This window comes from Actinokineospora auranticolor, from assembly GCF_041897805.1.
Classification (GTDB): Bacteria; Actinomycetota; Actinomycetes; order Mycobacteriales; family Pseudonocardiaceae; genus Actinokineospora; species Actinokineospora auranticolor.
Genome location: NZ_CP154825.1, coordinates 6600527 through 6614268, shown reverse-complemented (window position 1 = coordinate 6614268; position 13742 = coordinate 6600527). Strand labels below are relative to the sequence as shown.

Below are 13742 nucleotides of genomic sequence, written 5' to 3'. Positions count from 1 at the left end.
CACCCATGAGTGACCTCGTCGGCATCAGCGGGAACGCCGCGTTCCTGGTCGTCCCCGGCCCCGGGCGCACCGGTCTCGTCGACCAGTTCGCGCCCGTCGACGGGATCCCGACCGGGCAGGGCAACCCGGTCAAGCGGGTCGCGCTGTCCGAGCTCGAATCCGTGTTCACCCTGCGCACCGTGCACGCCGACGGCACCGACGTGCCGGACGCCGACCCGCTCGCGGGCCACCTCGCCACCGTCCCGTTGCGACAGCTGCGCGAAACAACCCGGGACGAGCGGTCGGCGACCTGGTTCCCGCACCTGCCCGCGGACCCGGCGGGGGACAGCGCGTCCGACGAGGTCCAGGCCGCGCTGGAGGCCGCGTTGACCGGCGCCGCGCCGTCCGGCTGGACCGGCATGGCGGTCGAGTGCGAGGCGCTGGCGACCCGCATGGCGGTCGCCATCACGGTGACCATGGCCGACGGCACAACCCGCCACTGGGCCCCGCCCGCGATCATCGGCCAGTGGCTGCACCGGCTCCGCGTGCGCGACTACCACCCCGGCCGCGGCGTCTGGTTCCGCGCTCGCCTCGACCTCGCGCCCGGCGCGCCGATGACCCGCGACCTCGACACCTCGGGTCCACCAGCCTTCCGCGACGACCACGAGTCCTGCGCCGACGAGCTCCGCCTGCTCCCGCGCCCCGCCGCCGCCATCCCGCCCTGGCTGCTCGCCGCCGCCATCCGCAGTGACCAGGCCGCCCGCGCCGCCTACCCGGACCCCGAGGCGGGTGGGCCCCCCGAGATGGCCCGGCTCTTCGACGGCCGGGGCCGTGGCGGGAAACCGACCTGGTACCGCCCCGAGCTCGGCGAACGGGAGCGCCAGGCGGTGCTGGAGTACCTGGAGTCCGCGCCGGTCGTGCTCTCCGCCCGCGGCCTGACCCGCGACGAACTGTCCGATTCCGACGATCCGGTGGTGGTCATGGCCTTCCACACCGACGGCCGGTTCGTCTGGCCCGGGTCGGCCGCGCACTACCTGCGCGCGCACGGCGTGCCGCCCGCGTCGCCGCTGGTCGAGCACATCCGCGCCCGCCGCCACCGGCCGCCGGACGCGGTCCCGGTGATCGCCATGGACCAAGCGGCCGCGCTGGCCATGGGCAGGCCGTGGCAGGAGTCCGAAGTGGACGCCAAGGTGGCCGAGGCGCTGCGGGTGCTGGAGGGGGTGGTCATCGAGAAGCGGATCAGCCAGCGGCACTACAGCGTGCACGCCGAGCGGGAGGACGCCTGGTCGCTGCTGCGCGACGGCGACCGGTACCGGGTGCAGTGGTCGCTGGACCCGTGGAGCGCGGTCCGCTTCGGCGATGTCCGGCAGGCCGCCGCGTACCTGGCCGGGCAGCTGGCGGCCAACGCCGCGGAGCTGGAGTACGCGCTGGGCGAGGAGATCCCGGCCTGGCAGTCGCCGCTGATCGTGCTGTCCGACGACCCGCCGGTCGAGTCGTTCGCGAGCATCACCACGGAACTGCTGGCGGACGTCGAGGTGGACCGGCACGGCGGCACGGAGGGCAACCTGGTGTTCGCCGTGGACACGCCCTTCGACCGGCGCGGCCTGCCCCCCGAGTTCGCCGAACGCCCGTACCACCGCTACCGCCTCACGGGGTCGTGGCGGGTGGTGGCGGTGGTGTCCGAGGCGGGCGGCCGCGGGTACCTGCTGCCGCTGGCCGTGGAGGAGTACCTGCGTTCCGGCGCGATAGCGGAGGTCACCCCGGGCGGCCACCCCGGCCTGCCCCCGATCACCGACGCCATGCGCGCCGAGGCCGCCCGCACCCCCGGCGTCTGGGTGTACTGCGCGGACCCCGACGCGGACCCCGACCTCATCGACGGCACCCCCCTCCCGGTCCTGCTCGGCGGCTACAAAATCGGCGACGACGGCCGGTTCACGGGGGAGACCTACGTCAACGAGGAGTACCGCCCCGGCCCGCGCCGCCGCGGCTTCCCGCCACCGGAGACGGAGTTCGAGCGGGTCCTGGGCCACGTGGCGGCCGGGTGGCTGCCGCGCGACCGCCTCGTGCCCGTAGCCCTGGACGCCCCTTTCGTCCTGGAGACCGACGACGAAGGCGGCCTCCGAGTAGGCGTGCACCCCGACGGCCACCGCTTCCTGGTCGTCTACTCCTCGTCCCGCCTGGTCCCCCCGGACGCGGGCCCGGTCACCCGAACCACGGGCCGCGACCTCCTCCCGGCCCTCCCGGGCCTGACCCTCATCATCAACCCGGGCGAGGACTTCGGCACCGAACTCCCCGGCGACGACCTCATCGAGGAGACCCGGTGACCGCCCCCTGATCGTCCCTACGGCGGCGAGCACCCTGACCGACCGACCGCGCACGCACCTCTCCTTGTGCGTACCGGTTGTGGTGTGCTGGCCAATCGCGCCAGCACCAGGGCTTTCGAAGCGGCGTCCGCAAGACCGACGCCACCGCCACGTGTGCCGAGGTCTTGACCGGGGCGGGCGTCCGGCGCCTCTTCGTAGCCCGCGAAGCCGCCCACAACCGCCATGACGCGACCCGCCGGGTGACACCGCGCGGCGCTTTCGTGGTGGTGTGCGCGGGCTGTGGAGTTCGATGTCGGCTGTGTCTGTTTGATCTTCGTGTGGGGGACCCGCTTTTGGGTCAAACCCCGCAATATCGGCTGCGGTGTGTGAACGGTGAGGTGCGTACCCGTGCCGCTCCCGTTGGCGTACCTGTTCCGCTCCCGCCGGTTCGGATTCTTGTGTCACCAGGCCAGACCGGCAGTACCGAACAGGGAGTCTCCAGATGCGCCGCTCGATCACCACCCTCGCCGCCACCGCCCTGGCCGCCGTCGCGGTGATCGTCGCCGGCCAGCCCACCACCGGCACCACCACCACCGCCCAGGCCGCCGACTCGGAGCAGCTGACGCTGGTCGCCGAGGCGTTCACCTTCGACGAGGGCGACGCCGTCACCGCCACCGCCACCACCACCGCGGCCACCACCGCCTGCTCCGACACCACCTACGCGCTCAAGTCGTGGAAGGTCGGCACCCTCAACTGGGTCTACAACCCCGCCGGCGCCCCCGCGAACATCGCCTCCACCGCGCTCGCGTCGATCACCGCCTCCACCGACACCGTCGCCAAGGGCGCCAACCGCTGCGGCCTGGCCCCCATCACCGCCTCCACCTACACCTACGGCGGCACCACCACCGTCGCCCCCCAGGTCACCCCCCAGGCCACCTGCACCGGCAACGACGGCAAGTCCGTCACCGGCTGGGGCACCCTCCCCGCCAAGGTCCTCGCCTACACCTGCACCTACTTCAACTCCCGCGGCGTCGTCGTCTCCAGCGACACGTTGATCGCCAACACCGGCTACACCTGGTTCACCACCCTGCCCGCCAACTGCACCGGCGCCCAGTACGACCTGCAGACCACCCTCACCCACGAACGCCTCCACACCGCCGGCCTCGGCCACGTCGACCAGACCGCCAACGCCACCCAGACCATGACCCCCGCCTCCGGCCCCTGCGACACCACCCGCCGCCTCCTCGGCGCAGGCGACTACGCCGGCCTCAAAACCCTCACCACCACCACCAACTAACCCCCCGGCCCACATCCCCACCACAGCCCTTGCGAGCCCTCCCCACCGGGAGGGCTCGCTGGCATTCCAGGGCAAGTACGCACCCACCCAACCCGCGACCCCGGTGGCGCGTCTCCCGCATATGACGGCAAGGGACCTCTCCTGGGACGGATGCGTAAACGCCCGCGACCTAGGCGGCTTGGGAACACGCGACCGGGCGCGGTCGTTCGCCTCGAAGCACCGACGCACCTGACCGCCAAGGGGTGGGCGGCCGTATGGGCGCACGGGGTGCGCACCGTCGTGGACCTGCGTGAGGTCGACGAGGGCGAACCCGACCTGACACCACGCCCCACCGGCATCACGACCGTGCGAACACCCCTCGAACCCGTCGGCACACCGTTCCTCGAACACTGGCAGCCGATCGACGGCCTGGCCTCCCCGCTCTACTACCCGGCGATGCTCGCCGAGCACCCGGAACGGGTCACCACCACCGTCCACTCCCTCACCATGCCCGACTACCTCCTCGACAACGGCCTGTCCACCACCGAACTCGCCGCCCTCCGCGCCCGGTTGTCGGGGACCTGAAGCAACTCCCGCCCGCCTGGAGTGGGACCGTGAACCGCGCCGCCGCATCGTTCTACGGTCCCGCCTTCGGCGACGCGCCGGCCAAACCGACCGAGTTCCTCTCCGTGGCTAAGATCGACGACCGGTACGGACCCGTCGGACCAGACGAACTGGACGGTGACCCCGCTGTCGTCACCGACGACACACAGATGGCACTGGCCGTCGCCTGGGCGCTGCGCAACGGTGAGCTGACGCCCGCCGAGGTGGAACCCCGGCTGCGGAAGCGATTCGTGGCCTGGGCGCACAGCCCGGACAACAACCGCGCGCCGGGCATGACGTGCTCGCCTGAAATAGTCCAAAGTGGACCAATCTACCGCCGGTGGCCGATGAGGTGGAAGACGCGGCTCATGGCGCGGTAGGGGTCGCGCAGGCTCGACTCGAACTCGACGGCGGCGATGGCGTCGAGTTCGGCGGTGTCGTCGAGGTCGAGCCAGTCGGTGAAGAGCCAGACGCCGTGCCACGTCGTGGGGGGCAAGTCGTTGGCGCGCAAGAGGTCGGACAGGTTCTCCACGGTGTCGGCCCGGGTGGGGGTGCCGAGTACACCGGTCTCGGTCGTGGCGTCGAAGGCCGCGAGGGCGTCACCCCAACGCTGTTCGAGGGCGGGCCGAACCGCCAGGGTGTGCGCGTTGAGCGCCATGATCGACAGTAGGCCGCCGGGGGCGACGCAACGGCAGAGCGCGTCGACCAGGGGTTCCGGCCGCGGGAGGTACATGAGCACGCCGTGGCACAGAACGGCGTCGAAGACCTCTCCACCGACGGCCTCGGGCGCGTTCTCGCCGTCTGACCGCAGCAGGCGCACGCGGCGCCGCACGGCCTCGGGCTCGGCCCCCAGCCGCTGCTCGGCCTTGGCGAGCATGGCGGGCGACGGATCGACGAGCGTCACCTCGTACCCCAACCTGGCCAACGGCAACGACTGGTGCGCCGCCCCACCACCGACGTCGAGCACGGTGGCGGGCGGTTCGGGGAGGTACCGGAGCAGTTGCCGGTGCAGGACGTAGGTACGCACCCGCCCCTTGACGGTCGCGTACGCGCCCTCCACGAAAGCATCGGCGAGCGGAGCCCAGGCATCTTCCGACATGCCAAGAGTTTCCCACCCGCGGAAGTCGAGGCGGCGTGCCGCTCCGCGAACCGCACGGTCGACGACTCTCGCGCACACCGGATCACGACCTCGACCTCGGGACTCAACCAACCATGCGGACACGTCACCCGCGAAGGCTACGTACGACGCCCACGGGACGGGGCCGAATTACCAGCGGAACGCGTCGTGGACCGCGGGCAGGCCGGGGCGGAGTTCTTCCTCGATCGCCGCGCTCTCCCGCGGGGTCATGGTGACCTTGGCGCCCGAGTAACCGCGGCCGGCGATGGCCGCGATGCGCCGCCCGGTCGGCGGGTGGGTGGAGTCCGGGGAGTGCTCCTCGTCGGCGGGCGCCGGGTTGGCGGCGAGCCATTCGCGGGCGGCGGCCCACATGTCCGGGTCGCGGCGCAGGCGCGCGGTACGAGCGGTGCGGGTGATGGTCTCGCCGTGGGTGAGCTTCGCCAGGGCGGACCGCGTCGCCCCGCCACCCGCGATCGTCGCGGCGAGGTGGTCGGCGTAGTACTCGGCGCGGTGGCCGTTGCGGGTGAGCAGGCGGTTCTGCAGGTACGCGAGGCCGAGCACCGGGGACGCCGCGATCACCATCAGCACCCGGCTGACGGCCCCCGTGACCGAGTCCTCCATCCCGTTCTCGGAGCTCAGCGCGCCGTGCAGCTCGTACAGGCTGCGCAGCGACGACCCGACCAGCAGGCCGTGCCGGGAGTCGCCGTTGACGTCGTGGCCGAGCTCGTGCCCGAGGATCGCGATCCGCTCGGCGTCGCTGAGCACCGCCCACAGCGGGTAACCGATCCGCAACAGCGGGCGCCCGCGGAGGCCGATGTCCGAAAAGGACGCGTTGATGTCCGCGGTGACCACGATCCGCCACAGCCGCCGCGCCCCGAGCCCCTCGGACACCCGGTCGGCCACGGCGAACAGCGTCGGCGCGCTGTCGCGGTCCAGCACCACCTCGTCCCGCCCGAGCCTGCCCAGTCGGGGTCGCATCAACACCGCCAGTGACAGCAGCGCCGCGCACCCGACGGCGGCGATCACCATGCCCGGTCCGCCGCCGGGCAGCGTGAGCAGCCACACCCCGACGACGACCAGCGCCAGCACGAACGCGTGCACCACGACCGCGATGCCCGCGGCGGTCCACGCGGCGGGCCCGCGGTTGGGCCGCGCGATCCGGTCGCCCACGACCTGGTCGTACGCGGCCGCGATCGCCCGCTCGGAGGTCCCCACGCCCAACCGTACCAAATGGACTCAAAGGTCACCACCACTCGACGCGATTGACGTGTAGCCATCCGACATGTAAGCATCCTACCTACAGCTTGTGTAGCGGTCCTGCATATGATTCGGGGGGAAGCGTGGCAGCGGTCGACTTGGCCCGCTTGGAGTTCGCGATCACGGTGGTGTTCCACTACCTGCTGGTCGCGCTGACGCTGGGCCTGGTGGTGCTGGTCGCGGTCGCGCACACCCGCTGGGTGCGCACCGGCGACCCCGTCTACGAGCGGATGACCAGGTTCTGGGGCCTGCTGTACCTGGTCAACTACGCGGTCGGCATCGGCGCGGGCCTGGCCATGGAGTTCCAGCTCGGGATGAACTGGGCGGGACTGGAGAACGCCACGTCCGGCGTCTTCGGCGCGCCGCTGGCCGTCGAGACCGTGGTCGCGTTCTTCGTCGAGTCCACCTTCCTGGCGCTGTGGATCTTCGGGTGGCGCGCGCTGCCGCAGCGCCTGCACCTGGCGTGCGTCTGGGTGGTCGTCGCGGCGGCGTACCTGTCCGCGATCTGGGCGTTGTTCGCCAACGGATTCCTCAACCACCCCGTCGGCTACGCGCGGCGCGGTGACGTCCTCGAACTCACCGACGTCGGCGCGCTGCTCACCAACCCCAACGCCTGGATCGCCATCGGGCACATCGCGGGCGCCGCCATCACCACGGGCGGCTTCTTCGTGCTCGGCGTGACGGCGGTGCTCAAGCGCCGCGACCGCGTCGACCGCGAGTTCCAGCGCCGCTCGTTCCGCATCGGCGCGCACGCGGCCTGCTGGGGAGCCGTCGTCACCGCGGCGGTCGGCGCGCTGCAACTGGAGGCGGTGGTGAAGGCGCAACCGGTCAAGTTCGCCGCGTTCACCGGATCCGCCGAGAAACTGGACGAGTACGCCGCGGCGCTGGCGGCGAGGTTCGGGCAGGTGGACCTGCCGCCCGCCGGACTGGTCCGCGGCTGCGCGCTGGCCATGATGGTCATCGGCGTGGTGGCACTGGTCGTGGGCGTGTGGGCGCTGCTGGCGACCCGGCGTGACCGGATCCTCTCCGCGCGTGTGCTCCCCGCGCTGCTGGTGCCGTTCCTCGCCCTGCCGTTCCTGGCGAACACCGCGGGCTGGGTGTTCCGCGAGGTCGGCAGGCAGCCGTACACGGTCTACGAGCTGCTGAGCACCCGGCAGGCGCTCACGCCGTCGCTGACCACCGCCGACCTCACGGTGTCGCTGGTCGCGCTGGCGGGCGTCGTGCTGGTGCTGCTGGTGCTGGACTGGTGGCTGCTGGCCCGCCTGGCCCGGCGCGGACCGGACGCGCCGAACGACCTGTGGACGTCCGCCGACGCGGTCCTGGTCTGAGGAGGGGACGATGGCGACGCTGTGGCTGGTGGCGTTCGGGTTGCTGTTCACCGGATACCTGGCGCTGGCCGGGATCGACTACGGGGTGGCGGTACTGCTACCACGCGTGGCGCGCACCGAGAGCGAGCGCAGACTGGCGCTCAACGCGATCAGCCCTTTCCTGCTGGGCAACGAGGTCTGGCTGGTGGTGTCGATCGGGATCCTGATCGGCACACTGCCGGGATTGGAGTCCCGACTGCTCGTGGGCGCGTTGCCGCTGGCGCTGATCGCCGTGGTGGGCGCGATCGTGTTCATCGTGTCCGTCCACTTGCGAGGTCGCGGTGCGGGCGGATCCTGGGACACGCTGGTATTCCTGGGTGGGGCGTTGGCCGCTTTCGGTTGGGGCGCGGTGCTCACCTCGCTCGCGGGCGGGCTGCCGTTGGACGCGTCCGGGCACGTCACGGGAACATCGGTCAGCCTCTTCGCGATCCTGGGCGGGTTGACGATGGTGTCACTGCTGGCGGTGCGCGGCGGGGCGTTCCTCGCCGCGCGCACCACAGGCGCCGTAGCGGAACGGGCTCGGCGCGCTGTGGTCACGTTGGTGCTCCCGACCGGGGCCTTGTTGATCCTCACCGTGGCGACCGGGTGGGCGAGCGGCGAGTTGGACGGCGTGCGCAATCCGGCGCTCGGGTCGGCTTTGTCGCTGGTCGCTTTGCTCGGCCTCGCCGGACTTTGGCGCCGTTGGGCCGGGGCATCTGTCGTCGCGGTCGCCTTCGTGCCGTTGTCGGTGTTCGCGGCCAAGTACCCGACACCGATCACCGCCGACCCGCCGGGGACGTCGCCATCGTTGGCGGACCTCGCGGCTGACCCCGCCGGGCTGGCCCTGGTGACGTGGACCGCGATTCCGTTGCTGCTGCTGGTGATCGCGGTGCAGGGCTGGGTCTGGTGGGTGTTCCGCGGCCGGGTCACCCGCCAATCCCCGATCTTCTACTGATGGGCGGCCTCGACCGGGACCTCCTGAAGCGCTACCCGCTTCTGCGGCGGTTCCTGATCGCGCGCGGACTGGCCGCGTCGGCCGGTGCCGCAGCGACGATCACCCAAGCCGTGGGCCTCGCCCAAGTTCTCACCACACCTACCAATGGCACGCTGGTGCTGCTCGGTGCCGTTGCCGTCGCACGGGTCGCGTTGGCGTGGTGGGACCGGTGGAGCGCCGAAGCCGCTGCGGGGGAGTGGAAACACATCCTGCGCGTGGAGGCGGTCGCGGGCTTGCGGGCGCGCGGGTTGCGGGGCTCGGCCGGGGCGGGCTCGGTGGGGACGTTGCTCACCAAGGGAATCGACGCGGCGGAGAACTACGTCACCGGACCACTGGCCGCGCTGCCGGACGCGGTGGTCACCCCTGTGGCTGTCCTTGGGGCGCTATTCGCGCTGGACTGGCCGTCCGCCTTGGTCGTGGTGGTGACAGTCCCGCTCGTCGTGTTGCTGCTGGCCTTGGTCGGCACCTACACGCGGGACCGCTCGGCCCACCAACTCGCCGAACTCCTGCGACTCGGCTCCCAGTTCCTGGAGGCGGTCAGCGGCCTGATCACACTGCGGGTTCTCGGCAGGGAAAACCATACCGCGCAACGGGTCCGCGAAGTCGCCGACGCGCACCGGGTCGCGACGGTGCGAACCCTGCGCTGGGCGTTCCTCTCGTCACTGGTACTGGAAACGATCACTTGCCTCTCGGTCGCGCTCATCGCCGTCCCTGTCGGTTTCCGCCTGCTCGAAGGGAGCCTGACCCTCGCCGTCGGTCTCGCGGTACTGGTGCTCGTCCCGGAAGCATTCCGCCCACTACGTGCGCTGGGCGCGGGTTTCCATGCTGCGGAGGACATTCGCGCAGTGCTCGCCGCCCTCTCCTCGACAGGCTCGGCAGTGCGCGTCCAGGACCGGCTTCCCGCGCCTCCCCTGACTCCCGGCCCGATTTCGGTGCGGGACTTGGCGGTCGGATTCGACAAGCCGGTGGTCACCGGTATCCGCTTCGAGTTGGAGCCAGGCGGTCGGTACGCGCTCGTCGGCCCGAGCGGCAGTGGCAAGACGACGCTGCTGCGCACCATCGCGGGACTCCTGCCGCCACTCGCCGGCGAGATCCGCCTGGGCGATACGCCTTTGGGCGCCATCGACCCACGTGCGTGGAACCGCCACCTCGGCGTGGTTCCGCAACGTCCGCACCTGTTCTCGGGTACCGTCGCCGAGAACATCTACATCGGACTTCCCGACGCCGCCCCCGACCGACTGTGGCACGCGCTGGACCAAGCGGGCGCCGCCGACTTCGTCCGCGCCCTGCCCGCCGGCCCCGACACGCCACTCGGCGACCGAGCCCTCCGCCTGTCCGCGGGCGAACGCCAACGCCTCGCCCTCGCCAGAGCCCTGATCCGCACCCCGGCGGTCCTACTCCTCGACGAGCCCACCGCCCGCCTGGACGTCACCACCGAAACCGCCATCCTCGACGCCGTCGACCGCCTCCCCGCCACCGTCCTGGTCGTCACCCACCGCCCCCGTGTCGCGGCCCGCGCGGACACCGTGATCACCATTGCCGACGGCCAGGCAGCCGTCTCGCGGTGGCAGCCGTGCTGAGGCTGGTGGTGACTCGCCGCCCGCATGTCGAGGCCGGAGCGGAAATGGTGGTTGTCGTCGCTGGTGTTCGGGTGGTTGTCCCGTGGTGGCAGCCGTGGTGAGGCTGGTGGTCGCGGCACTGGCCGGTGTCGCGTGCGAGGCGGCCGGGGTCGGTCTCACCGGGGCGGCGGTGTGGCTGGTCTGCCGAGCCGCGCGGCAACCACCGCTGTCGGCGTTGGTCGTGGCCGTCGTGCTGGTGCGCGGACTCGCCGTCGGGCGGGGCGGGTTCCGCTACGCCGAGCGGATCCTGGGGCACGACGCGGTCCTGCGGACCATGGCGACCATCCGTGGCCGCTTCTTCGACGCCCTGATCCCACGCGCGGGTGGCGAGTACCGGCGAGGTGACCTCCTCGGACGCCTGGTGTCTGATGTGGAGTGCGTGCAGGACCTGCTGCTGCGGGTCGCGCTCCCCACCGTCGCGGCGATCTCGGTCGGCGGTATCGCGGTCGCCTGGCTGGCCACCCTCGCTCCCGCCGCCGCGCTCACCCTCGCCGCGGGCCTGTTGATCACCACGCTGCTCCTGCCAACCGCCGCCGCCCTCTCGGCCCACCGCGCCGACGCGCCCTTGGCCGCGGCACGCGCCGACCTGACCGCCCGCGCCATCGACCTGGTCGAGGGCATGGAAGACCTACTCGTTCACGGCTCGGAAGCCCTTGCCGCCCAACGAGAGCAGACAGCGGCGACCGCGGTGGCCCGACTGGAACGACGCCGAGCGGCCACGCGTGCCGCCCTTGCCTGTGGGGCCGTACTCACCCAACTCGCGACCTGCGCCGTGGTGGCGTGGCAGACCCATGCCGCCTCCGCGGTAGTCCTCCTCGGCAGCCTCGCGGTCATGGAGGTGACCCTCCCACTGCGATTGGGAGGGGAACGCCTCGGCAGTGCACTCAACGCACTCACCCGAGTCCGCGCGATCCTCCGCACCCCAACGCGACCGGCCCCACCCACCACGGCCCCCAAACCCCCTGTATCCCTCCGCTTCCGGGGAGTCGGCTACACCCATCCGGGCGCCGACCGCCCCGCACTCGTCGACATCGACCTGGAGGTCCCCGCGGGCACCCGAGTCGCGATCGTCGGCCCCAGCGGCTCGGGCAAGAGCACCCTGCTGGCCCTGGCGCTGGGCCTGACGCACCCCGACCACGGCCACGTGGAACTGGGAGGAGCGAACATCACCGCGCCCCTCCGCCCGCGCCTGGTCAGCGGTCTACCCCAAGACCCGGCCGTCTTCGCCGGCACCGTCCGCGCCAACCTCGAACTCGGCAACCACCAGGCCGACACCCCCGACCTCTGGCACGCCCTCACCAGGGTCGGCGCCCACGACTGGGTCCGCGACCTCCCGAACGGCCTGGACACCCCGATCACCGACAGCACGATCTCCGGCGGCGAACGCCAACGCCTGGCCCTGGCCACGGCTCTGCTCGCCACCCCGGACCTGCTGGTACTGGACGAACCGGTCGAATCGCTGGACCCCACCACCGCCGACGCCGTCCTCACCGACACCCTCAACGCCACCCGGCACCACACGACCCTCCTGGTCAGCCACCGCCTGCGCGGCCTGGAACAGGTCGACCGGATCGTGGTCCTCCAGGCAGGCCGGATAGCGCAATCCGGCACCCACCACGACCTACTCGCCACCCCCGGCCACTACCGCGACCACTACCTCGCCGAACTCGACCCTCACGACTCGCGACCGTTGACCTGACATCGCGACCCACACCCAGCCGATCGGGTCACGTCGAGCCGCCGACCCCCGAATCGGGGCACCACCCCGACCAGCGCGGTGCCCCGAGGCAGGAGCGGCAAGACAAGGAGGTCTCCACTGACCCTGGTGGCGGTCGTGCCGATACGTGGATCCTGCTCGCGGCCAACGCGGCCAACGCGGCCAACGCGGCCAACGCGGCCAACGCGGCCAACGCGGCCAACGCGGCCAACGCGGCCAACGCGGCCAACGCGGCCAACGCGGCCAACGCGGCCAACGCGGCCAACGCGGCCAACGCGGCCAACGCGGCCAACGCGGCGAGGCGCCGGTCAGTGGTGGCGGACGACGCGATCTTCGCTCGGCGTTGGTGTGTCGTGTCGCCACACCTTGTTCACCGCGGTCGCGACCAGCGGCCAGACACCCGCGGCGCTCGATGGCGCGATGGCAGCACGGTGTGGTCTTCGCTCGGCCTCGGTAGGTCGTGCCGCCGCGCGCTGCTCTCCGCCATCGGCGAGCACCCGGTCAAGCCGGGTGCTCCGGGTGGATCGCGGCGCGAGCGGCGTGGCGGTGGACCGGAACGGATAGGATCGCGTTCGGCCAAGGGGGTGCCATGACCGCACGTCACATCGGCGAGCCGCAGACCATCGTGGAGTACCTGCGTGCTCTCGACCCGGCTCTGCGCGGGCCGTGTGACTGGCGGGGGCGGGTGCTCGCCGAGGTCGAGGACGGACTGCGCTGTGAGGCTGAGGCGCTCGGTTCGGAGTCCGCTGCCATCGAGGCCTGGGGGCCGGTGTCGTTGGTGGCGGCCGGGTTCGCCGAGTCGGGGCAGGTCTTTCGGGCCCGGCGGCTGGCGAAGCACGTGCTCGTCCGGCTCCCGCTCCTGATCGTCGGCTGGGCGCTGGTCGTGGCGCTGAGCCCCGACCCGTGGCCGCAGGAACCCGCGGTCGTCCACTGGGTCGCGCCCGTGTTGTTCGCGGCCACCGCCGCCGCGTTCATCGGGGCGCTCCAGTTGATCCGCCGCGGCGGGCCGACCAACGCGGGTGTGGTGTCCGCGTGCGTCGGTGTCGGGGTGGGCGTGGTGTGCGTGGCCGTCCTGCTGGTCAACCGCATCGAGGCCGCGGGTGGTCACCTCTTCTGGCCCGCCGCCGTCGCGTCGGCCGCCTTGACCGTCACCCTGGTGGTCGGCGTCGCCACCCACGCCCGCCACCTGCTGCGCCGCGCCTAGCCCTCGTTCAGCACGACGGCGCGGATCGTGGCGATGATGTCCCGCCAGTTCGCGCGGGTGGCGGTGAGGGCCTGCTCGCCGGCGCTGGTGATCTCGTACACGCGCCTGCGCCTGCCGCCGACCAGTTCCCAGCCGCTGCGCACCAGGCCGCCCGCCTCCAGGCGGTGCAGCGCCGGGTAGATCGTGCCCGACGGCAGGTTCACCTTGCCCCCGCTGCGCTCCCGCAGGGCCTCGATGACCGAGTACCCGTGCCGCGGGCCGGAGCTGAGGACGGCGAGCAGCATCCCGTCGAGGTTGCCCTTCAACTCCTCCGCCCGCATAGGCAGT

13 protein-coding genes are annotated in these 13742 nt (G+C 72.0%); 9 read left to right on the top strand and 4 right to left on the bottom strand.

The window, feature by feature from the left end:
- Positions 1–5 precede the first annotated feature (5 nt).
- The 4 genes from V5P93_RS28845 (at position 6) to V5P93_RS28830 (ending at position 4541) form a co-directional block, all read left to right on the top strand.
- Entirely contained in the window at positions 6–2303 is a 2298-nt protein-coding gene (locus V5P93_RS28845) for a glycohydrolase toxin TNT-related protein (RefSeq protein WP_104481242.1), read from the top strand.
- Between the two features lie 481 nt (positions 2304–2784).
- Positions 2785–3579, top strand: a complete 795-nt coding sequence (locus V5P93_RS28840) for a peptidase M10A (protein WP_374065099.1) — start codon at positions 2785–2787, stop codon at positions 3577–3579.
- 150 nt (positions 3580–3729) lie between these two features.
- On the top strand, positions 3730–4143 hold the full coding sequence (locus tag V5P93_RS28835; RefSeq protein WP_245931660.1) for a tyrosine-protein phosphatase: 414 nt from the start codon (positions 3730–3732) through the stop codon (positions 4141–4143).
- 29 nt (positions 4144–4172) lie between these two features.
- The gene (locus V5P93_RS28830; RefSeq protein ID WP_104482467.1) at positions 4173–4541 is read left to right on the top strand and encodes an ADP-ribosylglycohydrolase family protein; all 369 of its coding nucleotides are present in this window, start codon (positions 4173–4175) and stop codon (positions 4539–4541) included.
- Here V5P93_RS28830 and V5P93_RS28825 read toward each other — a convergent pair.
- Complete coding sequence (locus tag V5P93_RS28825; RefSeq protein ID WP_104482466.1) at positions 4493–5260, bottom strand: methyltransferase; 768 nt, start codon at positions 5258–5260, stop codon at positions 4493–4495. The two genes, V5P93_RS28830 and V5P93_RS28825, sit on opposite strands and share 49 nt — an antisense overlap.
- A gap of 168 nt (positions 5261–5428) precedes the next feature.
- Complete coding sequence (locus V5P93_RS28820) at positions 5429–6493, bottom strand: M48 family metallopeptidase (RefSeq protein WP_104482465.1); 1065 nt, start codon at positions 6491–6493, stop codon at positions 5429–5431.
- Between the two features lie 125 nt (positions 6494–6618).
- Here V5P93_RS28820 and V5P93_RS28815 point away from each other — a divergent pair, with 125 nt between their 5' ends.
- From V5P93_RS28815 to cydC, 4 genes are all read left to right on the top strand, one after another.
- Positions 6619–7863, top strand: a complete 1245-nt coding sequence (locus V5P93_RS28815) for a cytochrome ubiquinol oxidase subunit I (RefSeq protein WP_104482464.1) — start codon at positions 6619–6621, stop codon at positions 7861–7863.
- A gap of 10 nt (positions 7864–7873) precedes the next feature.
- Positions 7874–8836 (top strand): cytochrome d ubiquinol oxidase subunit II, encoded by a 963-nt coding sequence (locus V5P93_RS28810; protein WP_104482463.1) that lies wholly within the window; start codon positions 7874–7876, stop codon positions 8834–8836.
- Positions 8836–10455 (top strand): thiol reductant ABC exporter subunit CydD, encoded by a 1620-nt coding sequence (gene cydD, locus V5P93_RS28805; protein ID WP_104482462.1) that lies wholly within the window; start codon positions 8836–8838, stop codon positions 10453–10455. The genes V5P93_RS28810 and cydD overlap by 1 nt, the downstream gene beginning before the upstream one ends.
- Before the next feature lie 85 nt (positions 10456–10540).
- Positions 10541–12193 carry a thiol reductant ABC exporter subunit CydC gene (cydC, locus tag V5P93_RS28800; RefSeq protein WP_181043834.1) on the top strand — a complete coding sequence of 551 codons (1653 nt, stop codon included), beginning with the start codon at positions 10541–10543 and terminating at the stop codon, positions 12191–12193.
- A 28-nt stretch (positions 12194–12221) separates the two neighbouring features.
- On the opposite strand, the gene V5P93_RS28795 is transcribed toward cydC, so the two are convergent.
- The gene (locus tag V5P93_RS28795) at positions 12222–12503 is read right to left on the bottom strand and encodes a hypothetical protein (RefSeq protein WP_374065098.1); all 282 of its coding nucleotides are present in this window, start codon (positions 12501–12503) and stop codon (positions 12222–12224) included.
- Between the two features lie 297 nt (positions 12504–12800).
- Here V5P93_RS28795 and V5P93_RS28790 point away from each other — a divergent pair, with 297 nt between their 5' ends.
- On the top strand, positions 12801–13415 hold the full coding sequence (locus tag V5P93_RS28790) for a hypothetical protein (RefSeq protein WP_104482459.1): 615 nt from the start codon (positions 12801–12803) through the stop codon (positions 13413–13415).
- Here the strand turns inward: V5P93_RS28790 and V5P93_RS28785 are convergent.
- Positions 13412–13735: a PadR family transcriptional regulator gene (locus V5P93_RS28785; protein WP_104482458.1), complete on the bottom strand. Its 324-nt coding sequence runs from the start codon at positions 13733–13735 to the stop codon at positions 13412–13414. The genes V5P93_RS28790 and V5P93_RS28785 overlap by 4 nt on opposite strands.
- Between the last annotated feature and the right edge of the window lie 7 nt (positions 13736–13742).